25 protein-coding genes are annotated in these 25,168 nt (G+C 44.3%); 21 read left to right on the top strand and 4 right to left on the bottom strand.

The genetic code is table 11. The features are described 5' to 3' along the window. Position 1: 1 nt before the first annotated feature. The 13 genes from plsX to upp all read left to right on the top strand — a co-directional run bounded on the left by plsX (position 2) and on the right by upp (position 11,033). The gene (plsX, locus tag ABXT59_RS06335) at positions 2-1,003 is read left to right on the top strand and encodes a phosphate acyltransferase PlsX (RefSeq protein WP_443638358.1); all 1,002 of its coding nucleotides are present in this window, start codon (positions 2-4) and stop codon (positions 1,001-1,003) included. A 40-nt stretch (positions 1,004-1,043) separates the two neighbouring features. Beyond that, a complete protein-coding gene (gene fabD / locus ABXT59_RS06340; protein ID WP_443638359.1) occupies positions 1,044-1,976 on the top strand; it encodes an ACP S-malonyltransferase in 933 nt (310 codons plus the stop codon). A gap of 16 nt (positions 1,977-1,992) precedes the next feature. After that, the gene (gene fabG / locus ABXT59_RS06345; RefSeq protein ID WP_443638569.1) at positions 1,993-2,736 is read left to right on the top strand and encodes a 3-oxoacyl-ACP reductase FabG; all 744 of its coding nucleotides are present in this window, start codon (positions 1,993-1,995) and stop codon (positions 2,734-2,736) included. Between the two features lie 249 nt (positions 2,737-2,985). Next, a complete protein-coding gene (gene acpP, locus ABXT59_RS06350) occupies positions 2,986-3,216 on the top strand; it encodes an acyl carrier protein (protein WP_443638360.1) in 231 nt (76 codons plus the stop codon). Between the two features lie 165 nt (positions 3,217-3,381). Further along, complete coding sequence (gene fabF / locus ABXT59_RS06355; protein WP_443638361.1) at positions 3,382-4,620, top strand: beta-ketoacyl-ACP synthase II; 1,239 nt, start codon at positions 3,382-3,384, stop codon at positions 4,618-4,620. A gap of 21 nt (positions 4,621-4,641) precedes the next feature. Beyond that, a complete protein-coding gene (gene pabC / locus ABXT59_RS06360; protein WP_443638362.1) occupies positions 4,642-5,553 on the top strand; it encodes an aminodeoxychorismate lyase in 912 nt (303 codons plus the stop codon). Beyond that, on the top strand, positions 5,547-6,551 hold the full coding sequence (gene mltG, locus ABXT59_RS06365; protein ID WP_443638363.1) for an endolytic transglycosylase MltG: 1,005 nt from the start codon (positions 5,547-5,549) through the stop codon (positions 6,549-6,551). The genes pabC and mltG overlap by 7 nt, the downstream gene beginning before the upstream one ends. A gap of 9 nt (positions 6,552-6,560) precedes the next feature. After that, positions 6,561-7,193, top strand: a complete 633-nt coding sequence (tmk, locus tag ABXT59_RS06370; RefSeq protein ID WP_443638364.1) for a dTMP kinase — start codon at positions 6,561-6,563, stop codon at positions 7,191-7,193. Positions 7,194-7,197: 4 nt separating this feature from the next. After that, a complete protein-coding gene (locus tag ABXT59_RS06375; RefSeq protein WP_443638365.1) occupies positions 7,198-8,226 on the top strand; it encodes a DNA polymerase III subunit delta' in 1,029 nt (342 codons plus the stop codon). 2 nt (positions 8,227-8,228) lie between these two features. Further along, positions 8,229-9,002 carry a TatD family hydrolase gene (locus ABXT59_RS06380; RefSeq protein ID WP_443638366.1) on the top strand — a complete coding sequence of 258 codons (774 nt, stop codon included), beginning with the start codon at positions 8,229-8,231 and terminating at the stop codon, positions 9,000-9,002. A 103-nt stretch (positions 9,003-9,105) separates the two neighbouring features. Then, complete coding sequence (locus tag ABXT59_RS06385; protein ID WP_443638367.1) at positions 9,106-9,840, top strand: TetR/AcrR family transcriptional regulator; 735 nt, start codon at positions 9,106-9,108, stop codon at positions 9,838-9,840. Positions 9,841-9,846: 6 nt separating this feature from the next. Then, entirely contained in the window at positions 9,847-10,383 is a 537-nt protein-coding gene (locus ABXT59_RS06390) for a DUF1285 domain-containing protein (protein ID WP_443638368.1), read from the top strand. Between the two features lie 20 nt (positions 10,384-10,403). After that, positions 10,404-11,033 carry a uracil phosphoribosyltransferase gene (upp, locus tag ABXT59_RS06395; protein WP_443638369.1) on the top strand — a complete coding sequence of 210 codons (630 nt, stop codon included), beginning with the start codon at positions 10,404-10,406 and terminating at the stop codon, positions 11,031-11,033. Positions 11,034-11,156: 123 nt separating this feature from the next. Here the strand turns inward: upp and ABXT59_RS06400 are convergent, their stop codons facing one another. The 3 genes from ABXT59_RS06400 to ABXT59_RS06410 all read right to left on the bottom strand — a co-directional run bounded on the left by ABXT59_RS06400 (position 11,157) and on the right by ABXT59_RS06410 (position 14,248). After that, a complete protein-coding gene (locus tag ABXT59_RS06400; RefSeq protein ID WP_443638370.1) occupies positions 11,157-11,777 on the bottom strand; it encodes a phosphoribosyltransferase family protein in 621 nt (206 codons plus the stop codon). Positions 11,778-11,787: 10 nt separating this feature from the next. Next, complete coding sequence (locus ABXT59_RS06405; protein ID WP_443638371.1) at positions 11,788-12,525, bottom strand: BtpA/SgcQ family protein; 738 nt, start codon at positions 12,523-12,525, stop codon at positions 11,788-11,790. Positions 12,526-12,610: 85 nt separating this feature from the next. Next, a complete protein-coding gene (locus ABXT59_RS06410; protein WP_443638571.1) occupies positions 12,611-14,248 on the bottom strand; it encodes an electron transfer flavoprotein-ubiquinone oxidoreductase in 1,638 nt (545 codons plus the stop codon). A gap of 224 nt (positions 14,249-14,472) precedes the next feature. Here ABXT59_RS06410 and ABXT59_RS06415 point away from each other — a divergent pair, with 224 nt between their 5' ends. Further along, the gene (locus ABXT59_RS06415; RefSeq protein ID WP_443638372.1) at positions 14,473-14,919 is read left to right on the top strand and encodes a hypothetical protein; all 447 of its coding nucleotides are present in this window, start codon (positions 14,473-14,475) and stop codon (positions 14,917-14,919) included. Between the two features lie 18 nt (positions 14,920-14,937). On the opposite strand, the gene hpf is transcribed toward ABXT59_RS06415, so the two are convergent. Then, positions 14,938-15,297 carry a ribosome hibernation-promoting factor, HPF/YfiA family gene (gene hpf / locus ABXT59_RS06420; protein ID WP_443638373.1) on the bottom strand — a complete coding sequence of 120 codons (360 nt, stop codon included), beginning with the start codon at positions 15,295-15,297 and terminating at the stop codon, positions 14,938-14,940. A 246-nt stretch (positions 15,298-15,543) separates the two neighbouring features. Here hpf and ABXT59_RS06425 point away from each other — a divergent pair, with 246 nt between their 5' ends. From ABXT59_RS06425 to ABXT59_RS06455, 7 genes are all read left to right on the top strand, one after another. Next, the gene (locus tag ABXT59_RS06425; RefSeq protein WP_443638374.1) at positions 15,544-16,716 is read left to right on the top strand and encodes an FAD-dependent monooxygenase; all 1,173 of its coding nucleotides are present in this window, start codon (positions 15,544-15,546) and stop codon (positions 16,714-16,716) included. Between the two features lie 131 nt (positions 16,717-16,847). After that, positions 16,848-17,255 carry a response regulator transcription factor gene (locus ABXT59_RS06430; protein WP_443638375.1) on the top strand — a complete coding sequence of 136 codons (408 nt, stop codon included), beginning with the start codon at positions 16,848-16,850 and terminating at the stop codon, positions 17,253-17,255. Between the two features lie 109 nt (positions 17,256-17,364). Beyond that, complete coding sequence (locus ABXT59_RS06435) at positions 17,365-20,304, top strand: insulinase family protein (protein ID WP_443638376.1); 2,940 nt, start codon at positions 17,365-17,367, stop codon at positions 20,302-20,304. 116 nt (positions 20,305-20,420) lie between these two features. After that, the gene (locus ABXT59_RS06440) at positions 20,421-21,989 is read left to right on the top strand and encodes an ABC transporter ATP-binding protein (RefSeq protein WP_443638377.1); all 1,569 of its coding nucleotides are present in this window, start codon (positions 20,421-20,423) and stop codon (positions 21,987-21,989) included. After that, the gene (locus ABXT59_RS06445) at positions 21,958-23,082 is read left to right on the top strand and encodes an ABC transporter permease (RefSeq protein WP_443638378.1); all 1,125 of its coding nucleotides are present in this window, start codon (positions 21,958-21,960) and stop codon (positions 23,080-23,082) included. The genes ABXT59_RS06440 and ABXT59_RS06445 overlap by 32 nt, the downstream gene beginning before the upstream one ends. Next, on the top strand, positions 23,079-23,999 hold the full coding sequence (locus ABXT59_RS06450) for an ABC transporter permease (protein ID WP_443638379.1): 921 nt from the start codon (positions 23,079-23,081) through the stop codon (positions 23,997-23,999). Before ABXT59_RS06445 ends, ABXT59_RS06450 begins: the two co-directional genes overlap by 4 nt. Positions 24,000-24,069: 70 nt before the next feature. Next, complete coding sequence (locus tag ABXT59_RS06455; protein ID WP_443638380.1) at positions 24,070-25,134, top strand: BMP family ABC transporter substrate-binding protein; 1,065 nt, start codon at positions 24,070-24,072, stop codon at positions 25,132-25,134. Positions 25,135-25,168 lie beyond the last annotated feature (34 nt).

The raw sequence follows: 25,168 nt of genomic DNA on the forward strand, positions 1-25,168 counted from the left end.
TTTGTCGTCACATTACACCCTAGCATTGGATGCTATGGGTGGGGATCTAGGTCCCAGTACCAGCCTCGAGGCGGCGCTTGCCTGCCTCGAGTGCTACCCCCGCTTAACCCTTTATTGGGTTGGTCCTCAAAGTGTCCTTGCCCCCTTACTGGAGTCAGTGAAGGTGGAGCAGGTGTCGCTTTTGCAGAGACTACATTGCATTGATGCCCCCCAAGTCGTAGAAAAAACCGATGACTTGATGGTGATATTGCGTCAAAAACAAAATTCTTCTATGTACATTGCCTTAGCTTTAGTAGCGCAAGGTAAAGCCCATGCATGTATTAGTTGTGGTAGTTCTGCAGCCCTAATGGCCTTGAGTCGTCATCTCATAAAAATGCTACCTGGCTATGAACGTCCAGCCTTCGCTAGTCATATCCCCACCCGCAAAGGCATGTGCTTAGTCTTGGATATGGGGGCTAATCTGACCTCAACTGGGCAGCAGCTTTATCAGTTTGGCCAGCTGGGGCAAGCTTTAGAAGCAAGTTTACAACAAGACCCCTCTGTTACCCTAAGACTACTAAATATTGGCACTGAGTCTGGCACTGGGCAAGCACAAGTGCAGGCGGCGGACGCGCTACTCAAGGCTGACCCTAAACTGAATTATTTGGGATATATAGAGCCTCAGGAGATCTTTGAGGGTCAGGCCAGTGTCGTTATCTGTGATGGATATGCAGGCAATATTTTGATTAAATCAGGCGAAGGCGTGAGCAATATGTTAGCTCACAGTTTAATGGAAAACCTCACCAGTAGTGATTTAACCCAAGTTCAATTAGAAAAAATTATGCAAGCTTGGCAGTCACAATTTGATCCAAATCGATTAAATGGTGCGTTTTTATTAGGCTTGCAAGGCTTAGTGGTTAAGTCCCATAGTTATGCTAATGCAGCAGCCTTGCAGTATGCCATTGAAGCAACCCAAGGTTATGTTGAAATGCAGGTGGCAAAACGTCTGCAAGAAGATAGTTAGGTCTCAATAGATGCCATTGATGTTAAATAAAGGAAATAGGATGAGTGCTAAGATTGCATTTGTATTCCCCGGCCAAGGCTCTCAGAGTATTGGCATGTTGGCTGAGTTAGGGGCCCAACACGCAGTGGTAACGAACACCTTTGCCGAAGCCAGTGAAGTGCTAGGCTACGACTTATGGGAATTGGTTCAGCTTGATGTGCATAACCAACTCAGCCAAACTCACATCACGCAACCCGCTTTAGTGGCGGCAAGTGTATCTTTATGGCGCTTATGGCTGCAGCAAGGTGGAGCAACGCCGAGCTTATTAGCGGGTCATAGTTTAGGGGAATATTCGGCTTTAGTCTGTTCTGGAGCATTAGATTTTGCTGACGCCATTCGCTTGGTAGAAGCCCGTGGTCGATTTATGCAAGTCGCAGTCCCGTCAGGAGAAGGAGCGATGGCAGCAATTATTGGGTTAGATAATGATGTTGTTGCTGGTGTATGTAAAGCTAGTGCGGAAGATCAAGTGGTTGTGCCGGTGAACTATAATGCTCCTGGACAAGTTGTTATAGCTGGTTCTAAACCTGCTGTAGAGCGCGCCATGGTGGCCTGTAAAGAATCTGGTGCAAGAGCGGTTATGCCCCTGCCAGTAAGTGTGCCGTCTCACTGTGAACTGATGTTGCCTGCAGCTGAGCAATTGCGTGTGCTGCTTGAGAGCACTAAGGTGGTGATGCCAACTATTCCTGTGGTGCAGAATGTGGATGGCAAAGTGGCAGGTTCAGTGAATGCTATCGTTAGCAACCTAGTTACTCATTTAATTGAGCCCGTCCTGTGGACCCAGTGCGTAGAGTCTATTGCAGCGAGTGGTATTGACCTTGTGATAGAATGTGGGCCGGGGAAAGTTTTGAATGGTTTATCAAAGCGGATAAATAAAACCCTGCAAACTGCGTCCATAAATAACGCTGCCCTGTTAGCAGCTACACTAGAACAATAAGACGGATTATATTATGTTGGCAATTGACGGTAAGATCGCATTAGTCACAGGAGCAACAAGAGGCATAGGTAAAGCCATCGCGCTGCAACTTGCTTCCCAAGGTGCCATTGTTATAGGCACTGCCACTTCAGAAGCTGGAGCCCAATCAATTACTGCAAGCTTATCTGCAGTGGGTAATGCTGGTACTGGCATGGTACTTAATGTGGCTGATTGTGAATCAGTGTCAGGCACACTAAAAGCTATAGTTGACGCTTATGGTGCACCAGCGATACTCGTTAACAATGCTGGTATTACTCGCGATAACCTATTAATGCGAATGAAAACTGATGAATGGGATGATGTGGTTAATACTAACATGAGCTCTATCTTTCACATGGCTAAAGGCTGTTTAAGGGGCATGACCAAGGCTCGCTGGGGGCGGGTCATTAACATTAGTTCGGTGGTTGGTTCTATGGGTAACATGGGGCAGGCGAACTATGCTGCTGCCAAAGCAGGTGTTGAGGGGTTTAGTCGCGCCATGGCGCGTGAAGTAGCGTCTCGTAATGTAACGGTGAACTCTATTGCGCCAGGTTTTATTGCTACAGATATGACCGATGCCTTGGGTGAGGATCAAAAAGATGCGTTGCGCACACAAATTCCATTGCAACGCTTGGGCACGCCTGAAGATATTGCGCAATTGGTTGGCTTTTTGGCCAGTGATGCTGGTGCCTATATCACTGGTGAAACAATCCATGTCAATGGTGGCATGTATATGAGCTAAATCTATGGGTAAAACTACTGGTTTTACGTTTAGTCTAAATTTATCTTTTTATGGGGCATATAATTGATAATATAAGATTGCTTTTGGTGTTTTAAGGTTGCTTTTTTGGTTAATTTGTAGATAATAGGCCCACTCTATACTGAGTAGAAAATAGAACTATGATGCGGAATACTCCGCGTACTGTTTTCTAGGACATGCGTTAGCTGAAGGTAATTGTTAACGGCGTATAAGAACCAATTAGGAAAAACTATGAGTATTGTAGATCGCGTTAAAAAAATTGTTGCTGAACAACTAGGTGTTAAATCAGAAGAAGTGACCAATACAGCTTCTTTCGTTGATGACCTTGGCGCAGATTCTTTGGACACCGTAGAGCTAGTAATGGCTTTGGAAGAAGAATTTGAAACAGAAATTCCAGATGAAGAAGCTGAGAAGATCACCACTGTTCAAGCTGCAATCGACTACGTTAATGCTAACCAATAAGCTAGCTTAGTTTTTGCACTTCGAATTGAAGTCAGAAAAGCCGCACCAATTGGTGCGGCTTTTCTGCATCTATAGCTTTTAAACATCTGTTTTATCGTGCAAAAGTGTCATAATGGAAACTCTACTTGCGCAATGTGCGTTGGTGACTATTAAAAGGAGATTCAAATGAGTCGTAAACGCGTTGTAGTTACTGGCATGGGCATGCTAAGCCCAGTTGGCAACACCATGGACGAAACTTGGAGCAACCTCTTAGCCGCTAAAAGTGGAGTGGCTAATATTACTCATTTTGATACTGAAGGTTTTGGCACACATTTTTCTGCCAGTGTTAAAAACTTTAACCTTAGCCATTACTTGCCACCTAAAGAAGGCAAGAAAATGGATTTATTTATTCAATATGGTATGGCTGCAGGTATTCAAGCAATACAAGATGCAAATCTACAGGTTACCGACGAAAATGCAGACCGCATAGGGGTCGCCATTGGTTCTGGTATTGGGGGTTTGCCCTTGATTGAGAAGTGTCATGAAGCACTCAATAAAAGTGGCCCACGTCGAATTTCTCCATTTTTTGTGCCGGGTAGTATTATTAACATGATTTCTGGAAATTTGTCGATTATGTATGGCCTACGTGGGCCTAATATCGCCATTACGACAGCCTGTACAACGGGTACTCATAATATTGGTGCTTCAGCGCGCATGATTGCCTATGGTGATGCAGATGTCATGGTATGTGGTGGTGCTGAAATGGCAACTACACCCCTTGGTTTAGGGGGTTTTGGTGCTGCTCGTGCACTATCAACCCGTAATGATGATCCTTTGGCTGCTAGTCGCCCTTGGGACGCAGACCGTGATGGCTTTGTCTTAGGCGATGGCGCTGGCGTCATGGTGCTAGAAGAATATGAGCTAGCTAAAGCGCGGGGGGCAAGAATTTATGCTGAGCTTACAGGTTTTGGTATGAGTGGTGATGCATACCATATGACCTCACCACCAGAAGACGGCCGCGGTGCTGCAGCGTCCATGCGCAATGCTATGAAAGATGCGGGTTTGAACGGCGATGATATTCAATACATTAATGCCCATGGTACCTCTACACCCGCTGGAGATGTGGCTGAATCAAATGCTGCAAAGCTAGTGTTAGGGCCGGCTGCTGAGCAGGTTCGGATGAGTTCTACCAAGTCTATGATTGGTCATTTATTGGGCGCTGCGGGCGCGGTAGAGGCTATTTTTTCGGTGCTAGCTATACGTGACCAAGTTGCTCCACCCACCATAAATCTCGATACCCCTTCACCAGGATGTGACCTTAATTATGTGGCACACCAGCCTCAAGAAGCGCGCATTGACTCAGCAATGTCAAACTCATTTGGGTTTGGTGGGACTAATGGCACTTTGATTTTCTCTCGGATTTAACGCTCAAATGAGACGGGAGCCATGGACGTAGCAACCTTAGTTAACGGCCAACCAGCATCCTTTATAGATGTGTGGGATCGTGGCTTGGCTTATGGTGATGGCGTGTTTGAAACCATTGCTGTAAACCAAGGGCAAGTGCAGCTCTGGCAGGCTCACCAGCAACGTTTGATTAGTGGGCTGTTACGTTTAGGTATCGTCGCTGATGAAATCCAGGGCTTACAACTGATTAAACTGATTGTTAAGGATATTCAGTCAGCTTATGTGTTATTTGCTCAGCCTGATGGGGTGTTAAAGATTATAGTCACCCGAGGCAGCGGTGGACGTGGTTATGCTGTGCCCAGTGAGCCAAAGCCTGCACGCATCGTCTCTATGATGCCTTGGCCAAAAGACCGAAGCCACCTCACTAAAGTAGGTGTGTGCGTACGAGTTTGTCAGCACCGCTGGTCAAGTAATGTGGCTTTAGCGGGTGTAAAACACCTTAACCGCTTGGATCAGGTCATGGCTCGTAATGAGTGGAACGATGGTGATATTCATGAAGGTGTCATGCTTAATCAAGCCGGTCTTGTGGCTTCGGGTGTCATGAGCAATGTTTTTATAGAAACAAATGGTGCACTCATTACACCCAAGATCGACGATTGCGGCATTGATGGCACTATGGCAAAAACAGTTGTCTTTATTGCTAAAGAATGTGGCATTCGTTTAAGCCAGAGCGAGGTCACCTTGGACACTTTGGTCAATGCTGACGGGGTATTTTTTACTAATAGTCTAAATGGTATTTGGCCACTCGTAAAATTGTTACCCTACGCGCCTAGGCATCCTGATTACGATGCTATAGGGCTGACTCATTGGGCTATTTCTACAATGACTATGCGGCTTCAAAAAGCTTTAGCACTGCATTTATCTAAGCAAGTGAACGTGGGTGACTTATGTTAAAGAAAGCATGGTTCTGGGCTCTTATCATCGGAGTTTTAATAGCCTCATTATTAACTTATGGAGCCGTGCGGCAAGTCCAAGTTTGGTTGTATGAGCCTATACCCATCTCAGAGCCCACTTTAGTTACAGTTTCCCCGGGGGCTGGATTAGGTAGTATTAGTAATAAACTCTTTAAGGCTGGCGTGATCGCCCATGCGGACAGTTTTAAATACTATGCAAAATGGCTGCAATTAGACCGCCTCATAAAGGCTGGTGAATATCAGTTCAGTGGGTCTCTCAATAGCGTTGAAGTATTGGCACAATTGGTCACTGGAAAAGTTTTAGAGTATCAATTTACAGTTCCAGAGGGTCTTCGCTATAGCGATTTTATTACCCTTTTGAGCCAACATCCCGCGATGCAAGGCAAACCTGTACCTGAGGCGAGTGAATGGCTTGCCAGTATGCATAGCCGATGGCAACATCCAGAAGGTTTATTGTTTCCCTCTACGTATCGTTTCGCGCGGCATAATGTGCCTGCAGATATTATTCAACAAGCGCATTTGAAGCAATTACAGGTTTTACAATCTGCTTGGGCTGATAGAGCAGATGATTTACCTTACAAAACGCCCTATGAGGCTCTGATTATGGCATCTATAATCGAAAAAGAAACAGGCTTAGCCAGTGAACGGGCAACCATTGCAGGCGTTTTTGTTAGGCGCCTTCAAAAAGGCATGAAACTACAAACGGATCCCACTGTTATTTATGGCATGGGAGTCGCTTTTAAAGGCAATATTCGTCGCTCTGACTTATCCAGAGATACGCCTTATAACACATACGTGCATCGAGGCTTGCCACCCACACCGATTGCCTTGCCGGGCAGTGCAGCAATTCATGCAGCCTTGCACCCAGAGGATGGTCTGAGTCTATTTTTTGTTGCTAGGGGTGATGGTAGCCACGCATTTGCAGAGACCTACCCACAACATCAGGCCAATGTGCGTAAATATCAGTTAAAACGGTAGGAAACTTTAATGGCCTCATCATTTATATCAATTGAAGGCGGCGAGGGTGCTGGCAAGTCGACGAGCATTGCCTACATTAAACAAAAGCTTGAAGCCTTGGGTATCGAATGCATCGTGACACGGGAACCAGGTGGTACTCCCATGGCAGAAGATATGCGTCAGCTATTACTACAACATCGTGATGAAAACGTTGATCCTTATACGGAACTTTTATTGATGTTTGCCTCACGCCGGCAACATGTAGAGAATGTCATTAGACCCGCTTTAGTAGCTGGAAAATGGGTGATTTGTGATCGTTTTTCAGACGCATCTGTTGCCTACCAAGGATTTGGGCGTGGACTAGATCAAGATTTTATCAGCAGTCTAAAATACTGGGTGCATGGTGATTTAAATCCAACCCTGACCTTATTGTTTGATCTTGATATTGCTATTGGTATGGAGCGCGCAGGTCAACGGTCTAATTTGGATCGCATAGAGACAGAAGAACTTAGTTTCTTTGAACGCGTTAGACAAGGGTATTTGTCACAGGCTAAAGCTGAGCCCCAAAGGTATCGTGTGGTTGATGCTGCTCAGACTATCGCTAGTGTTGAGAGCCAGTTGGATGGCTTTCTTGCGCCTTTATTGGTCACTGTGGGAGATTAGTGCCATGACTGAGCAAGTTAGCGCAGCTCCCTCAGACTTGTATCCCTGGCAAGTGGATCAGTGGCAGCAGGTGAGCCAGATGATACGGCAACAGCGTCTGCCTCATGCTCTAATTATTGGAGGTGCGGCTGGACTGGGCAAATTAAAATTTGCTACAAGACTCGCTGCCGCCTTGTTGTGCCAGCAGCAGATCGACAACATGGCATGTGGTGCATGTAAATCCTGTAAGCTTTTAGCGTCTAACAGTCATCCTGACTATAAGTTAATGCAGCCTGAAGAACCCAGTAAAGCCATCTTGGTAGACCAAGTCCGCAAATTGCAGCATGCCATGGCCACTACCGCCCAGCAAGGTGGTGCTCGTGTGGTTGTTATCAATGGTGCGTCAGATCTAAATTTGAACGCTGCTAATGCACTGTTAAAGCAGTTAGAAGAACCTGGTGATCGAAGTTATTTTTTGCTTCTGCACCAATGGCCACAAACCTTGCTACCTACAGTCCGTAGTCGTTGCCAATTACTCAATTTTAACATTCCTGAGTCTACACAGGCTTTAGATTGGCTGCTGCAACAATTGCCCACAGCAGAAAGAAGTGTTGATACAACGATTAAGTTATTGCAGTTAGCAAACGGAGCGCCACTTAGAGCTTTGCAGTTACACGCCTCTAGAGCCCACGAATTACGCCATCAAATGTTAGTTCAGCTGACTGCTGTTTTTAGGGGTAAAGAAAGCCCAGTAGATGTGGCTAAAATTTGGCATAAACAACCTCTAGAACAAATGTTGAGTTGGTGGATAGAATGGCTCAATGACTTGATTAAGTTGAAAATGACCTCCAATGCCCAACACTTAGCCAATCCCGATATTATTAAATTACTCCAAGCCGTGGATCAACGCAGTAATATCATTGACATTTACGCTTTGTTAGAAAAACTCACGGAGCAACTTAATTTTATTAATCTGCGACGCAATTTAAATACCCAACTCGTGTGTGAGGACCTATTGCACCAATGGTACTTATTAGTTAGGTCAGGAAGATAACCATGATTATTGATTCCCACTGTCACCTCGATAAATTAGATACGAGTCACTACACTGATGGGTTCGCTGGCCTCATTGCTGCTGCGCAGGCTAATGACGTTTCACAAATGCTGTGTATTAGTGTGGACACTGAGAAATTTGACCCGATGATGGCACAAATAGCAGCCTATGACTTTATACATGCCTCTGCAGGACTTCACCCTCTAAGCGTAGAGCACTTAGACTGTCTCAGGCTATTAGAACTGCAAGCTCAGCACCCAAAAGTGGTTGCCGTTGGCGAAACAGGCTTAGATTATTTTTATCAGCAAGATAATGCAGCCCTTCAGCAACAAGCCTTTATAGCGCACTTGCAACTCTCAAAGCGCCTAGCTAAACCAGTCATCGTTCATACCCGCAGTGCTAATGAAGACACCCTAAGATTGTTGCGAGAGGAAGCTGATCAAGATGTGGGTGGAGTGATTCATTGTTTTACAGAAGATTGGGCCATGGCTGAAGCTTGTTTAGACTTAGGTTTTTATATTTCTATTTCTGGTATTGTGACCTTTAACAGTGCGAATGATTTGAGAGAAGTTGTTAAAAAAATTCCAATGCATCGTTTGTTAGTGGAAACTGATGCTCCTTATCTCACTCCAGTTCCTCATCGTGGGCAACAAAATGAACCCAAGCATGTGCGTTTAGTGGCTCAATATATCGCTGACCTTAAAGGTGTTTCCTTGGCAGAGCTTGCCACCCAAACGAGTCAAAACTTTACCCAATTATTTTTATCACCGCAATAGTTCTTAAGACAGATGAATGATAGCCTTTTGCAATTTTTATGACTATTATGTTGGGTATAGTCATGGCTAGACTGCTCGACTAGCAATCTAAAGCATGGGTCAAATGAAAGGGATCATCATGAACTGGGGTATTGCTGCAAAACCAAACATTCCGACCTATTTCCCACGGGAAAAAGAAAACCGCAAGGTGCGTGAATTTAAGCGCAGGGAAGAGGAGATACTCGACACGGCTCTAGAACTGTTTAGAGTTCATGGGGAAGACAAAGTGACCGTAGAAATGATTGCTGATAGTGTTGGTATTGGCAAGGGCACGATTTACAAACACTTTAAGTCTAAATCAGATATCTATATTTACTTACTCATTAACTATGAGATGCAGTTAGCTAGTCTGTTAGCGACTGAAGACTTCTCAGACCCTGAATCCTTGTGGCGTAGTTACTTTGAATTTCGTATGAATGACCCTGAACAAGCACTGCTGTTCGACCGTTTAGAAGATCGGTTGATCAAGGGTGAGGAGTATGAAAAAGAAATTGCAGAAGTGCACCGCATTCGTAACGAAAATATGCAGGTGCTCACTATTTTAGTTGAAAAGCGCATCGATTCTGGCAAATTGGAACAAGTGCCGGCTTACTTTCATTTGTCTGCTTCATGGGCACTTGTGCACGGAGCTTTAGCGCTGCATGATTCTGGCTTTTTTAAAGAATTTATCCAAGATCGAGAGGCTTTTTTTGAGTTTTTGATGCAAATAGGTATGCGCATGGGCAACCGTGGTCAAAGTCGTCATTCAGATGCATCAAAAAAGGCTCACTATGAGCCTCTTATTAATGATAAAACTTAAAAGTTCATGTTAGAAGATTTAATAAACCATGCTCAGCAATTACCCGCTTATGATCTATCATCTTGGACCCCTATATTTAAAGGCGATATGGATTTAGTGATTGCTGCTGATGGTCAATGGATTCATCAAGGCACTGCTATTGCTAACACCAAGATAATGCAATTGTTTGGGCGCTTGTTGCAACGTCAAGACAATGGTGATTATTGGATTATTACTCCGGTAGAAGCCTTTCGTATTGCTGTCGAAGACCTGCCCTTTGTTATTGTTGCAGCTGACTTTTTACCCCATAAAGGGCAGGGAGAATGGCACTTCACTAGCAATACGGGTGATCAAGTTTACTTGTCTGAAGTTAATCAGTTAATCGTGACTTCTGATGCCGATCAGCCAAAGCCAAAATTACTCGTAAGGGATGGCCTTTGGGGGCGTATCGATCGAACTGTTTTTTATCAACTCGCCATCGCTTGCGAGGTTCATAAATCCGCACAAGGTAACCGAGCTCAATTAATTAGTGGCGCTCATGGTTATGACTTTGGGCCCGTATAATATCAAAGGAAATAGACACAATGCCTGTTCATGAAATTCACCATCCTCTAATATCACATAAGCTAGCACTCATGCGTAAAGCCCATGTGAGCACTAAACAATTTCGTGAACTTTCCAATGAGGTTGCCAGTTTGTTGACCTATGAGGCGAGTCGTGGGCTAGTTTTAGAAGAAGTCAGTATTGATGGTTGGCAGGGACAGCCTATTCCAGTGCGCATGTTAGCGGGCAAGAAGCTCACTATTGTACCCATACTCCGAGCTGGCCTAGGCATGCTTGAAGGGGTGATGCAGCTTGTGCCCAATGCTAAGGTGAGCGTTGTTGGGCTATATCGGGACGAAGAAACCTTAGAACCTGTGGCTTATTTTGATAAAATAATTACTGACGTTGATCAACGCACAGCACTGATTATTGACCCTATGTTGGCAACAGGAGGCACGCTCTTAGCCACCATAGATTTACTTAAGCAAAAAGGTTGTAAGACTATAATGGGTTTATTCTTAGTGGCCTCACCCGAGGGCTTAGCCAGGTTGACCGAACTGCACCCAGAGGTCAATCTTTACGTGGCAGCGATTGATGATCATTTAAATGAACAAGGCTATATTCTTCCTGGCCTTGGTGACGCTGGTGACAAGATATTCGGCACTAAATAGCACTCAATAGCATTAAAGACACCACTTATATAAGATTGTGAAGGTGGCATGACGCACTAGAGGTTGAACTTTAGGGTCATGCCAATTTAACCTGCTGTATTTAATAACGCTAAACTCGATACCTTATCGAGGGAATGCGGCTTCAGGATTGTAAGTTTTGAAACTTTCTAAATACTGAGCGTTAGCCTGATCTTGCCACTTTGTGTTGGGTTGGATGGCAGTAATACACTTATATTTCTCCCGATACTTAGCGGTGGTGTCATTGTCTTCCATAACAATGGCAACCATGCCTGCAACAATGCCGTTTTGCTGTTCGACTAATTGTATCGCACCATGCATGGTGCCTCCTGTTTCAACCCACTGGTCGACCAATAACACTCGAGTGCCTGGAGCATACGCAGGTAGGCGCATTTCCATGGCTTGAGTGCGCCCAGTATAATTGGTCATGTCCGCACTATCCGTATCAACACATAATTTTCCAGCTTTGCGAATCGGTAAAAAACCACAGCCAATGCGAGCAGCAATACCAGCAGCCATCACAAACCCCATGGCATCTAATCCAGCAACTACATCCACATCTTTTGCACTGATCTCTGCACAAAGGTCATCAAGTAAGTCATGATAAGCTTCACCATTAATATAGATTGATGTTGGATCAAGCCATGCAAACTTATCACCTTTGGTATTGGGTGCCATGATCGAAAAATACCAACGATCATCTCTTGGACCTTTATCAAAATTCATATGCTTCCCCTCAATGTTTTATGGCAAACATTAATTTTTTTAATTTATTGGCATCAATATTGTAAAAGTCACCCTCTATATTAATGCCAGTAGCGACCATGAATAAATCCACATTATTTTTGTATTCTGCTGCATTTTCTGGAGTAATTCCTGATGCAATGGCAAGACTCGTATGGCCACAATTTTCGCGAAAAGTTTTAATTTTTTCAACATCGGCGGCTTGGCCTGTAGCCACACCAGAGGTGACCACTATATCCATATGTTGGGCAGCAAGTTGGGCACTGTAAGCGTAATCAGATGGACTCACTTCACGTTGTTTTTTAAAGGCGGTACCACCAATATACAAACCTTTCCAACCACTATTCTGACGCACATCATTAATTCTTGCTGCATCTATTTGTTCATGTACTGGTCGTCGCTCGTCAATACAAGCGTCATCAGCCCAATACCCATCTACACGAATACCCTCTGTTTGAAGGGCGCCTAAAATTGGAAAGGCGAATTCACCAGTGACGGCAAGAAAATTGATGCCAATCCAATAATCAGGAAATTCAGCCCGTATACTCTTAATAATGGGAAGTAGTTTTTCTTTCTCAAAATCATGGTTAATCAAAAATACACCGGGGCAACCCCCAAGCTTAGCGATGACGATATTACGGTATGCTTGGTCATGATCTAAAACATGAATCACAGGTAAGACGATAGGATTATCACTACCAAACTTCAGATGGAATTCACTGCGGAGCATGAGATGGGTTCCAATAAAATGCGTTCAATGCGTTCTTTGGCTTACACTATCATAGAATTTTAGTGACTCCAAACTACCCTTTAAACTACATGTTGGGATAGTTTGGCCCACCTGCACCTTCTGGTACCACCCAAGTTATATTTTGACTGGGGTCTTTAATATCGCAGGTTTTACAGTGGACACAGTTTTGACTATTTATTTGAAAGATTTTTTCACCCTTATCATCCTCTAAAACCTCATACACCCCAGCAGGGCAGTACCTTTGGGCAGGTTCGTCCCACATGCTTAAATTGATACCTAAGGGTAAACTAGCATCTTTTAAAGTCAGGTGGCAGGGCTGATTCTCTTCATGGTTGGTACCAGAAATAAAGACAGAAGATAGCTTGTCAAAACTGATCAAACCATCAGGCTTGGGGTAATCTATTTTAGGCATCTGTGCGGCTGGTTTTAATTGGGCGTGGTCTGGTATGTTATCTTTCAAATTTATGGGCAGTTTGCCCGCAAATATATTTTGTTCTATCCAGTTGAAGGCTCCCCCTAACCACATGCCAAACTTATGCATAGCGGCACCAAAGTTTCGTGCTTTGTAGAGCTCTTCATGTAACCAAGACTGCTTGAATTTATCGCCATATACCTGCAAATCTTGCTTACCTTCATCACCATTAGCAAGGGCTTCAAATAGAGTCTCAGCGGCTAACATGCCAGATTTCATGGCTGTGTGACTGCCTTTGATTTTAGAAAAATTCATGGTGCCAGCATCACAACCAATTAATAAAGCCCCTGGCAGACTCATCTTTGGCAAAGCAAAAAGTCCCCCTTTTTCTACTGCACGAGCGCCATAAGATACCCGTGTACCGCCTTCTAAGTGTCGCTTAAGTACTGGGTGATGTTTGAGCCTCTGAAATTCATCAAATGGGCTTAGGTGGGGGTTGTCGTAGCTTAAATCAATTATGAGTCCGACTGTAACTTGCTTGTTATCTCCATGGTACAAGAAGAAACCACCATTGGTACCGTTACTCAAGGGCCAGCCCGAGCCATGAACAACCAAGCCTGGTTGATGCTTGCTGGGGTCAATGTCCCACAATTCTTTGATGCCGATACCATAGTGCTGACTGGTGGTGTTGGCATCAAGATCAAACTTCTCTATAAGTTGTTTGCCTAAGTGACCCCGACAACCTTCCGAGAAAACGGTATATTTTGCGTGCAGTTCCATACCTTGCATATAACTGTCTTTTTGTTCGCCAGAGGCGCTCACGCCCATGTCACCTGTAGCAATGCCTTTGACACTACCATCAGGGTGATAAAGTACTTCAGAGGCTGCAAAGCCAGGGAATATTTCTGCACCTAAACTTTCTGCTTGTTCCCCTAACCAACGGCATACATTGCCTAAGCTAACAATATAGTTACCCTCATTATGCATCGGCTTGGGTATGGCAAAACTAGGCAGTAAAAAGCTATTTTTTTGGCTCGTAAGAATATGCATCTCATCCTTAACCACTGCTGTCGTTATGGGAGCACCCATAGATTTCCAATCTGGAAAAAGCTCGTTAAGGGCGGTAGGTTCTAGTACTGCACCAGATAAAATATGTGCTCCCACTTCAGAACCTTTTTCAACCACACACACACTCAATTCGTGTTCTTCTGCTTGAGCCAATTGCAGTAGTTTACATGCGGTAGCAAGTCCAGACGGACCCGCACCAACGATAACAACATCAAACTCCATCGATTCACGTTCCACTGTATAACTCCTGTGTAGTCTTGTGGTTATAAAATTGACACTCTACCTTTTGGATCAGCAGGCTACTGTTCCTTTAACGACTAAGTTTGGCCCTTCTTCAGCGGAGTTTCAATCAGAACTGACCAGTTTTTTAGGTTAATTTCTAAAAATGTCCAACGCCTGCAAGGTTTGCTAAACTAGTGACTCTTGAGATCAATAAAGACGCTCCAATGCATATAGAAATCACCAGTACGACCGCGCAGCAACAGGTGCACGATGAGTTACGTCAATTGCGTTCAGGTGACCGAGTGCATTGCGATAATGTCGGGCAGTTTTTGTTTTGTAAACGCTTATTAGAACAATGGCGTTGGGGTGATATTCTTTTGTTAATGATGGATGATCAAAAGCAGGTATTAAAACAGTTTAAATACAAACCCCCAGCTCATGATGAAGTTCCAAGAGAACGTTTGCTCAAGGACCAAGAACAAGTGGTACATGCACTGGAAAAGGTTTTTGCGCATTGCCACAAGGTGGGTCTACAAGTGGTATCTTTTAGTGATGGTTTGGTGGTGGTGCCAAAGGATCTAGCTGAAGATCCAATGGCGTTGTGTTCTGCTGCAGCTTTGGGCATCAATGATTATGAAACCTACACCACGTTTGCTGAACAGGTAGAATAGTCGACTTATCTTGAGTCGCTATGCGACTTCCTCATTCGGTTCTTCTGGGTCTTCACCCATAACCCGCATAATCTTATCGATGCCTTTGCGAGTGTTCGTTTTAGATTTAGCTTTTTGTAACTGACTCTCTAGTTTGGAACTCAAAGAATCGATGGCACTGAACATATTTTCGCCTTTAGCTTTAGCGAATATTTCTTGGCCTGTGTCTAGGTGGAGGGTGGCTTCAGCAAGGTCTAGGCTGCCTTCTTTGTCTAAAGTGACCTGTATGTTGGTGATGTGATCGAAGTGGCTTTCATTTTTTTGTAGCTTCGCCATAATACGTTGTTTTATAGCGTCGGAAGCTTTGGTATCGTGGCGAGCAGTAATGTTCATTTGCATAATCGATTCCTTCTTAGAGAGCGTTAAATGGTTTATAAATAGGCCTTGGTTCCTCTTGCATTAGATAGCGATGTGAATTGAGTTGTTAATCGTTAGACTAACTCTTTTAAGACTGCAGATAATTATATAATTATTTTTAGGTCTTGCATTTAATAGACCATAAGTGGAAGAGGAAGGGAAGTTATTTTGTCAGGCAAGGATAAATTAAACTGAGTCATTAATTGAATAGGCAATAGGCGATTAAAAGTGAAATGTAATTATGACATTGTAATATGTGGCGGGGGTATGATTGGGGCTGCTTTGGCTAATCAGTTAGCACCCCATGGATTCTCTATTGCGTTGGTTGAAGGTCAAACGCCGACTGATTATGATTTGAGTCAAAAGTTTGATCTAAAGGTTTGTGCTTTAAGTCCTAAAAGTGCACAAATCATGCAGCAGTCCTCAGCATGGGATATTCTCCAAGGGATGCGGCTATGCCCCTATAAGCGCATGCGCGTTTGGGAAATGGATGGTTTTGGTGATTTAATGTTTAATGCCAACCAGGTTGGAATGCTGGAACTTGGGCACATCGTTGAAAACCGCTTAGTGCAGTTAAGTCTTTGGCAGGCCTTGGAGAGTCATGAAAATGTGGCAGTGATTTGTCCAGCCTCCCCAATAAGGTTTAATCGCCATGGTGATGTCACAAACGTCGTGCTTGATAATGGACAACATCTTTCAGCGCGCTTAGTGGTGGGAGCAGATGGTGCTCAGTCTAAGGTCAGAGAGGCTTTTGGGGTGGGGGTTAACCGGGGTCAATATCAGCAAGCGTGTTTAGTAGCTTCTGTGAATACCCAGCTAGGTCAACAAGATATTACTTGGCAACGGTTTGTAAATACAGGTCCACAGGCTTTTTTACCCCTGCTTGGGCAGCATGGTTCGGTAGTTTGGTATCATCAAGCCGATCGAGCCAGAGCACTTTCAAACTTGTCTCATGAAGATTTATCCACTGAGATTATGACCCACTTCCCACCTCAGTTGGGGCATATTGAGGTGACTGCTAAGGCCTCTTTTGGGTTACAAAAGCAACATGCTCAGAGTTATTATGACGAGGGTATGGTGTTAGTTGGCGATGCTGCACATGTGATTAACCCATTAGCTGGACAGGGTGTTAATTTAGGCTTCCAAGATGTTGCCAGTTTGGCCAATGTACTGACCCTGGCCCACAATAAAGGAGAAAACTGGTCCGCTAAGGAGGTGCTTAGCCGCTATCAAAAACAACGAAAGTTAGCCAATGGCTTAATGTTGCATAGCATGGATGCTTTTCATCATGGATTTAGTAACACTAATTCAAAAGCTAAGTGGCTGCGTAACTTGGCTCTTTCATCAGCCAGAATTCCACTCATTAAAAAACAAGTTATTCGCTATGCAATGGGCATTTAATAGGCTAATTAAAGTTTCTTTTAAAGAATACTTTTCTAGCAACGAGTTTCAAATTATACTCAAGTTTATAGGCCGACCAGTAGAACATTACTGGTTTGGAAAATTTTGAGATTATTGCCCTAGTGAGCCAAATGACAGACTTCGAAAACAAAGTGTATTCAGCCCTAATTGTTGACGATGATGAAATTAATTTGGAGATACTCAGTGATTACTTAGAGGCCGCAGGCTTGGCTGTGATGACTGTGGTGGATGGAGAATCAGCTATCAAGGTGCTTAATAGCCAAGACTATCAGTTTGACGTGATGTTCTTAGACTGGATGCTTTCTGGGATTAGTGGTCTAGAAGTACTAAAACATGTGCGCACTGCCAACACTAAAAATGTAGACTTACCGATTATTATGCAAACTGCCAAAGCTAGTGATATCGATCGCAGAAACGGTCTCGAAGCAGGGGCTGATTATTATTTAAGTAAACCCTTCGATGAAAGTGCATTCTTGTTGGCCTTGCAGGTGACTTTGCCTACAATCTCTTTTACTTAGTTTTTATACACCGAATGTGACGCTAAAAGTGACTTAGCTTTTAGGTCTTTTTATTACATCCATTGGTCTTTACCGATGGTGTTTTTTGAATCTATTAATTGGTATGAATATGTCCGCAGCACCACAATCGCACCCTGCATTTAGATTTTTGCGTCAGCAAACAATTGATTCGTTAAATATTAGTATTCAGCAGTATGAACATATTGCTACTGGGGCAATGCACATTCATTTGGCAAGCCAACAGACTGAAAATGTATTTTTAGTGGCCCTAAAAACCATGCCTCAAGACTCCACAGGTGTGGCTCATGTGTTAGAGCATACGGCTCTGTGTGGTAGTGAAAAATTTCCTGTGAGGGATCCTTTTTTTATGATGATTAGGCGTTCCTTGAATACCTTCATGAATGCCTTTACGAGCAGCGATTGGACCGCATATCCATTTGCTAGTCAGAATAAAAAAGATTTTAATAACCTCTTGGAGGTTTATTTAGATGCCGTATTTTTTGCCCGTCTTGATGCACTAGATTTTGCCCAAGAAGGTCACCGCGTAGAGTTCACAGACGATGACAAAGGACAAAAAAGCCTCACCTTTAAGGGTGTAGTCTTTAACGAAATGAAAGGGGCGATGAGTTCTCCCGTAAGTCAACTTTGGGATACCTTAAGTAAGTACCTCTTCCCTAGTACGACTTATCATTTTAACAGTGGCGGTGATCCCTCAGATATACCCAATTTATCTCATGAACAGCTATTAGCCTTTTATAAGCGTCACTATCATCCATCAAATGCTATTTTCATGACCAGTGGTGATATTTCGGCAGCAACCCATCAAAAATCTTTCGAAGAACATGCATTACATCGTTTTTCAGCTCAAAAAATTGACTTGTTTGTGGCTGATGAAAAACGCTATTTCAGCCCCATCAAAGTGCAGGAAAGTTATCCTGCAGAAGCTAATGACAAGCAAGCTAAGAGTCACTTAGTTCTTGGTTGGTTACTGGGTCACAGCACAGATTTAGCCCAACAGATGCGGGCTAATCTTTTGGCGCGTGTATTACTCGATAACAGTGCTTCGCCACTAAGACGAGAATTAGAAACGTGTGGCATTGGTACCGGACCTTCTCAGTTGTGTGGCTTAGAAGATTCGAATAAAGAAATGACGTTTGTATGCGGACTCGAAGGCGCCGATGTCACAGACGCAGATCAGTTCGAGACCTTAGTGCTTGATTGCCTTAAAAAAGTGGCGCTTGAAGGGGTGCCCCAAAGTGAAATTGAAGCGGCTCTGCATCAACTGGAATTGGGCCAGCGAGAAATTGGTGGAGATGGCTACCCATTCGGAATGCAGTTAATATTGAGCGCATTACCAGCCGCCATTCATGGTGGTGATGCTCTAGCTGCACTTAATTTAGATCCGGCATTAACACAACTGGCTGAAGACATTAAGGATCGCAACTTTATTCCCGCTTTAATACAAGATTTACTTTTGAATAATGGCCACCAAGTGCGGCTGACACTGGCGCCCGATGAGCACATGTCAAAGCGAAGAGATGACTCAGAAAAGCAACGTCTAGATATTATGCTTAAGTCCATGAATGATGAGCAACGCCAGTCAGTGGTCGACCAAACTGCCGCTTTATTAGAGCGACAGTCACAAGAAGATGACGCTTCAATTTTACCAGAAGTCACCCGCCAAGATATCCCAGCCACTCAATTCATTGCTGAGCCTACCATGTCAAATAAAGACCTCGGTTGGGAGTTCTATGGTGCAGGCACCAATGGTTTGGTATACCACCAACTTGTGATTGATTGGCCCCAACTGAATGTGAGTCAGCTACCTTATCTCAACTTATTAGCTCAGCTAATGACTGAGTTAGGCATTGGGGAGCAGGACTATCTAGCCGTTCAAGCGAAGCAAGCAGCAGTCTGTGGTAGCCTTTCGGCATATCTTTCGTACCGCGGACAAGCCACTGATGCTGATCAACTAAAGGCTTATTTTGTCCTCAGTACCAAAGGCTTAGTCAGCCAACAAACAGCGATTGTCGATTTGTTAAAGGACACCTTATTATCGGTACGCTTTGATGAAAAACAGCGAGTGAAAGAACTGGTGGGACAACTTCGTTCGCGCCGTCAACAAAGTGTGGGGCAATCTGGGCATAGTTTTGCACTGGGAGCTGCCAGTCGGAATATGAGCGCTGGTGCAAACCTTGCATTTAATGTAAGCGGTCTACAAGGTCTGATCTGGCTGCAACAACTTGACGATAGTTTAAAGGACGAAAAATGTTTGTCAGACTTGTGCCAACAACTGACAGCACTTCAAGAACAGCTAGGCAAACAGCCATTGCAATTGGCAAGTGTAGGTGAAAAGCTACAGCAATCGCACATTGAATCTACGTTTACTTCAGCGTTTTCTGAGCAAGTGGGGGTATTAAAAGGTGAAGTACAATGGGCCTTTAATAAAGTGCATACCCAAGCTAATTATCAACCAGTACAACAGTTATGGACCACTAATACGCAAGTTAATTATTGCGCTAGGTCTTTCCCCACTGTATCGAGTGCCCATCCAGATGCCGCTTCTCTCGTAGTGCTGGGTGAGGTGCTGCGTAATGGTTATCTTCATCGTGCCGTGCGTGAACAAGGTGGCGCTTATGGTGGGGGAGCAGGACAGGATAATAATAATGCTTGTTTCCGCTTTTATTCCTATCGTGACCCGCGCAGTGAAGAGACCTTTAATGATTTTAGTGCCTCAGTCGACTGGGTGCTATCAAACCAACTGCTCCCTCAGCATCTTGAAGAAGCTGTGCTTGGGGTTATTGGTAGTCTTGATAAACCAGGTTCACCTGCTGGAGAAGCGTTACAGGCGTATCAAAACCAACTGCATGGTCGCCATGCAGAGGTTCGCCAAGCTTTCAGACTAGCGCTGTTGGCAGTGACATTAGAGTCTTTAAAAAATGTGGCAGCAACCTATTTAAAAGACAAACACCCCTCAGAGGCTGTTGTTGCGCCAGCAGAGTTGAGTGAGCATAAATACTTCAAAGACTTTGAAGTTTATAGTGTTTGAAAAGGTATCGATGACCACTCATAAGTTTGAAAAGCTGGCTAATTAGTCAGTTTTTTTGACGCCAAATATTATATCGTTATAATGGTTTTTAGTATTACTTTAAGTGCTGAGGTTTCATGCTCAACAAGTCGAATAATAATGCATTACCTGTGTTGTTACAGGTTAAAGATATTAGTAAAAAGTTTGGCGACTTTTATGCCAATGATACGGTCAACCTAGCCATAGAAACAGGCAAAGTTCACGCTTTGTTAGGTGAAAATGGAGCTGGGAAATCGACCTTAGTTAAGATGATGTATGGCGCTTTGCAGCCCACAGCGGGTCGTATTTATTGGCAAGGGAAACCAGTTTCAATTACAAGCCCAGCTCACGCTAGAGAATTGGGCATCGGCATGGTGTTCCAGCACTTTTCGTTGTTCGAAGCCCTCACTGTGGCAGAAAATATAAGCCTTGCTCTGCCTAAATCTCTACGACAAGGTGATTTGAGTCAACGCATAGCTAGTTTGTCACAAGACTATGGCCTGCCGCTTAACCCCGATGCTTTAGTCGCTGACTTGTCTGTGGGTGAGCGGCAACGCATTGAAATTGTGCGTTGTTTGTTGCAACAACCTAAGTTATTAATTATGGATGAGCCGACCGCGGTACTTACCCCACAAGAGGCCCAAGGTTTATTTTCAACCCTACGTCGTTTAGTTAAAGAAGGATGTGCGGTGCTGTACATCTCCCACCGACTAGAAGAAGTTAAACAAATTTGCCACGATGCTACTATTTTGCGTCATGGAAAACTGGTTGCACAAGTTGATCCCCAATTGGAAACTGCGGCTACACTGGCCCAATTGATGGTAGGGGCGAGTGTGCATCAAGTTAGCCGTGATGCCAATGGTCAAATGGGCGATGTATTATTGTCACTGTCTCTACTCAAACAAGTTTCATCTACACCTTTTGGAGTTGATCTAGTCAATGTCAGCCTAGAGGTTAAAAGTGGCGAAATACTCGCCATTGCTGGTGTTGCAGGCAATGGTCAAAGTGAATTATTCAGCGTCATTTCAGGTGAAGAATGTAACCCTAGTAAAGATTATATAGCTTTGTTAGGGCAGGTGAGTGACGGCCTCAATATTAATCAAAGGCGTCGCTTGGGAGCAGCTTTTGTAGCTGAAGAACGCATGGGGCATGGCGCTGTAGAGCACTTAAGCTTAACTGAAAATATTTTACTTTCTCGTCATGCTTGTAATGACACTGAATCCTCATTAAACCTTGGCTGGTTGGGCATAGATCGACAGCAGTTAATGCAATTAAATGAGACCATCAGTGCTGAGTATGACGTGCGTAAGTCGACTCAAGACGCAACTGCAGGCTCTTTATCTGGGGGTAATCTGCAGAAGTTTGTAGTCGGGCGTGAACTTAACCGTAAACCCAAAGTTTTAGTGATTAACCAACCCACTTGGGGAGTGGATGCGGGTGCAGCAGCTCTTATTCGTCAAGCTGTCATTGATTTATCTCGTCAAGGTAGTGCCATTTTGATTATCAGCCAAGACCTTGATGAAATTTTTGAGTTAGCCGATAGCATTGCCGTAATGTCTCGGGGACAGCTGTCATCCACCTATGCAGCAGAGGATCTTTCGCGCGAGCAGATAGGTTTGATGATGGCAGGATCTCATGAGCAGACTGACCGAGCAAGTGGAGCTTAACATGCAGTTAATTTTAGAAAAACGCGCACAGGCCGCAGGCATCATGAACTTATGGTCGCCTATACTGGCGATCTTCCTCACTGTAATTATGGGAGGGCTAATTTTTGCAATCATGGGCAAGCCTCCACTGACGGCTTTGTACCTCTATTTTATAGATCCCTTGACTAGTTGGTGGTCTATTGAGGAGGTGTTGGTTAAAGCTGGGCCACTGGTGCTGATTGGTGTGGGTTTAGCTGTTTGTTTTAAGGCTAATGTTTGGAACATCGGTGCTGAGGGGCAACTCACTGTTGGTGCCCTTATGGGGGCTATGGTTCCCGTGTTGTGGGGTGAATGGCAGTCGCCGTTAGCACTTTTATCGATGCTATGCCTAGGGGCATTCGGTGGGGCACTGTTTGGTTTGATTCCTGCTTGGTTAAAGACTCGTTTTGGGGTTAATGAAATTCTGACAAGTTTGATGCTAGTTTATATAGCACAGTTATTATTAGATTGGGTGGTACGCGGCCCTTGGAAAGACCCTCAAGGGTATAACTTTCCAAAGTCGGTGGCATTTGAAGGTTGGCATCTTCTCCCTATGTGGGGTGACGGCCGCATGCATGCGGGTCTATTGATTTCGCTAGTGGCTGCTTTAGTACTATTTTGGATCATGCGCCACACCCTGAAAGGTTTTGAAATTAAGGTGGTTGGCAGCGCTCCTAGAGCAGGAGCCTTCGCGGGTTTTTCACACACTAAAATGGTGTGGTTCTGTTTTGCCCTGTCTGGCGGACTTGCAGGGCTTGCGGGGTTACTCGAAGTCGCAGGTCCCATCGGCCAGTTACAACCACATATTTCTCCAAATTATGGTTTTACGGCAATTATTGTGGCCTTTTTGGGACGTTTAAATCCTCTAGGGGTCATCTTTGCCGGCATCTTGTTAGCCATTAGTTATATTGGTGGTGAAGGTATACAAATCGAGTTAGGTATTTCTAGCAAGATTACTCAGATGTTTCAGGGCATGTTGCTATTCTTTATTTTGATGTGCGATACGTTAATTCTATATCGACTTAAATGGATTAGTACTAAAACTAATCAACATATTTCAGGTCACACATTATGAGCCCTTATGAAGCAATACTTCTAACCATTATCACAGCGTCTACGCCTTTGTTATTAGCTGCTATTGGCGAGTTGGTGGTTGAACGCTCAGGCGTCCTGAACCTTGGTATTGAGGGTATGATGGTGATGGGAGCCGTATGTGGCTTTGCTGCTGCCCATTTAACGGATTCAGCTTGGGTAGGTATTGCTGCAGCTACCTTTGCAGGCATTGCCACCTCTTTGTTATTTGGCCTGCTAACGCAAACTTTAATGACTAATCAAGTTGCGACGGGTTTATCAATTACGTTACTAGGGTTAGGGCTTTCGGGTTTAATTGGTAGTGGGTTTGTCGGTTTGCCAGGGGTTAAGTTAGCCAATGTGTCTATCCCTTGGTTATCAGATTTGCCTTATGTGGGTCGATTAGTATTTGGTCAAGACCCGTTAGTTTACATTTCAATTGCTTTAACTATTGGCGTAGCTTATGTATTAAATCACACTCGTATGGGCTTAATTATAAGGGCTGTTGGACAAAATCATGCATCTGCACACGCTTTAGGCTATCGAGTAGTCGCAGTTCGTTACGCTTGCATTGCTTTTGGAGGCGCGACATCTGGTCTTGCCGGGGCCTATTTATCCTTGGTATACACACCGCAGTGGATAGAAAACATGACTGCAGGTAGGGGCTGGATTGCACTGGCATTAGTGGTATTCTCTACCTGGTTGCCGGCTAGGTTAGCCGCTGGAGCCTATTTATTTGGTGGTGTCTGGATTTTGGGGCTTTATGCCCAAGGTATGGGTGTAGATATTCCGTCACAACTGCTATCTTCACTACCCTACGGTGCAACTATTTTGGCGCTGGTTATTATTTCTACTAATAGGCGTTTATCCTTGATCAATACCCCTGCCTCCTTAGGGCAGGGTTTTGTACCCGATCGTTAAGCCTGGCTTAAGATCGATATTGCTGTAACATTTTAATAATAATTCATCATAATAGATGAGGAGAAGTTGTATGAAGAAGTTGCTCACAGCTGCAGCCAGCATTGCGCTGGTCTCAGCACTATCCATTTCTGCCGTTGCTGCAGATAAGCTCAAGGTTGGTTTCATCTACATTGGTCCTCCAGGAGACTTTGGTTGGACCTATCAGCATGACCAAGGCCGTCAAGCCATTGATGCTCGCTTAGGTGATCATGTAGAAACCGTGTTTGTTGAAAATGTGCCCGAAGGCCCAGATGCCGAAAGAACAATTACGCGACTAGCACGTCAAGGTGCAGGCTTAATTTTCACCACTTCATTCGGTTATATGGATCCAACGATGAACGTTGCAGCTAAATTCCCAGACGTTAAATTTGAACACGCCACGGGATACAAAAGAAGTGATAACGTATCGACTTACGGCGCGCGCTTTTATGAGGGCCGTTACGTCATTGGTCAAATTGCTGCCAAGATGTCTAAATCAGGTGTGGCTGGGTACATTGGTTCGTTCCCAATACCTGAAGTAGTGCGTGGAATTAATGCGTTTCTGTTAGGTGCTCAAACAGTTAATCCAAACTTTAAACTCAAAGTTGTATGGGCTAACTCTTGGTTCGACCCAGGCAAGGAAGCTGATGCCGCTAAAGTATTGATTAGCCAAGGTGCTGATATCATTACTCAGCACACAGACTCTACAGCCGCGGTCCAAGTGGCAGAAGAGCAGGGTGTCTATGCTTTTGGTCAAGCATCAGACATGTCTCCCTTTGCGCCTAAAGCTTTGTTAACCTCTATCATTGATAACTGGGATGACTACTATGTTGAACGCACACAAGCAGTATTAGACGACTCTTGGGTGAGCACTGATACGTTTGGTGGTATTGATTCTGGCATGGTTTTCATGGGCCCATACATCAATATGCCTGCAGATGTTAAAGCCATGGCAGAAGCAACCGCAGCAGCCATTAAAACAGGTACACTGCATCCATTTGCTGGCCCTGTTTATAAGCAAGACGGGAGCTTAGCTGCACCTGAAGGAACGACTGTAGATATGGGTACTTTGCTGGGTATGGACTGGTATGTTCAAGGTGTTGACGACCAGCTCTAAGTGAGTCTGATATGTGTTCTGGACACGCCTTAAC

Origin of the sequence: Candidatus Njordibacter sp. Uisw_058, assembly GCF_047730065.1 — a bacterium.
GTDB lineage: Bacteria > Pseudomonadota > Gammaproteobacteria > Pseudomonadales > Balneatricaceae > Njordibacter.

Coding starts and splice junctions, on each gene's coding strand:
- acpP (WP_443638360.1), top strand. CDS start 2,986: ATGAGTATTGTAGATCGCGTTAAAAAAATTGTTGCTGAACAACTAGGT.
- ABXT59_RS06380 (WP_443638366.1), top strand. CDS start 8,229: ATGATTATTGATTCCCACTGTCACCTCGATAAATTAGATACGAGTCAC.
- ABXT59_RS06375 (WP_443638365.1), top strand. CDS start 7,198: ATGACTGAGCAAGTTAGCGCAGCTCCCTCAGACTTGTATCCCTGGCAA.
- ABXT59_RS06400 (WP_443638370.1), bottom strand. CDS start 11,777: ATGAATTTTGATAAAGGTCCAAGAGATGATCGTTGGTATTTTTCGATC.
- ABXT59_RS06455 (WP_443638380.1), top strand. CDS start 24,070: ATGAAGAAGTTGCTCACAGCTGCAGCCAGCATTGCGCTGGTCTCAGCA.
- mltG (WP_443638363.1), top strand. CDS start 5,547: ATGTTAAAGAAAGCATGGTTCTGGGCTCTTATCATCGGAGTTTTAATA.
- ABXT59_RS06445 (WP_443638378.1), top strand. CDS start 21,958: ATGAGCAGACTGACCGAGCAAGTGGAGCTTAACATGCAGTTAATTTTA.
- hpf (WP_443638373.1), bottom strand. CDS start 15,297: ATGCAAATGAACATTACTGCTCGCCACGATACCAAAGCTTCCGACGCT.
- ABXT59_RS06435 (WP_443638376.1), top strand. CDS start 17,365: ATGTCCGCAGCACCACAATCGCACCCTGCATTTAGATTTTTGCGTCAG.
- upp (WP_443638369.1), top strand. CDS start 10,404: ATGCCTGTTCATGAAATTCACCATCCTCTAATATCACATAAGCTAGCA.
- fabD (WP_443638359.1), top strand. CDS start 1,044: ATGAGTGCTAAGATTGCATTTGTATTCCCCGGCCAAGGCTCTCAGAGT.
- ABXT59_RS06405 (WP_443638371.1), bottom strand. CDS start 12,525: ATGCTCCGCAGTGAATTCCATCTGAAGTTTGGTAGTGATAATCCTATC.
- tmk (WP_443638364.1), top strand. CDS start 6,561: ATGGCCTCATCATTTATATCAATTGAAGGCGGCGAGGGTGCTGGCAAG.
- pabC (WP_443638362.1), top strand. CDS start 4,642: ATGGACGTAGCAACCTTAGTTAACGGCCAACCAGCATCCTTTATAGAT.
- fabF (WP_443638361.1), top strand. CDS start 3,382: ATGAGTCGTAAACGCGTTGTAGTTACTGGCATGGGCATGCTAAGCCCA.
- ABXT59_RS06430 (WP_443638375.1), top strand. CDS start 16,848: ATGACAGACTTCGAAAACAAAGTGTATTCAGCCCTAATTGTTGACGAT.
- ABXT59_RS06385 (WP_443638367.1), top strand. CDS start 9,106: ATGAAAGGGATCATCATGAACTGGGGTATTGCTGCAAAACCAAACATT.
- ABXT59_RS06440 (WP_443638377.1), top strand. CDS start 20,421: ATGCTCAACAAGTCGAATAATAATGCATTACCTGTGTTGTTACAGGTT.
- ABXT59_RS06410 (WP_443638571.1), bottom strand. CDS start 14,248: ATGGAGTTTGATGTTGTTATCGTTGGTGCGGGTCCGTCTGGACTTGCT.
- ABXT59_RS06390 (WP_443638368.1), top strand. CDS start 9,847: ATGTTAGAAGATTTAATAAACCATGCTCAGCAATTACCCGCTTATGAT.
- ABXT59_RS06450 (WP_443638379.1), top strand. CDS start 23,079: ATGAGCCCTTATGAAGCAATACTTCTAACCATTATCACAGCGTCTACG.
- ABXT59_RS06415 (WP_443638372.1), top strand. CDS start 14,473: ATGCATATAGAAATCACCAGTACGACCGCGCAGCAACAGGTGCACGAT.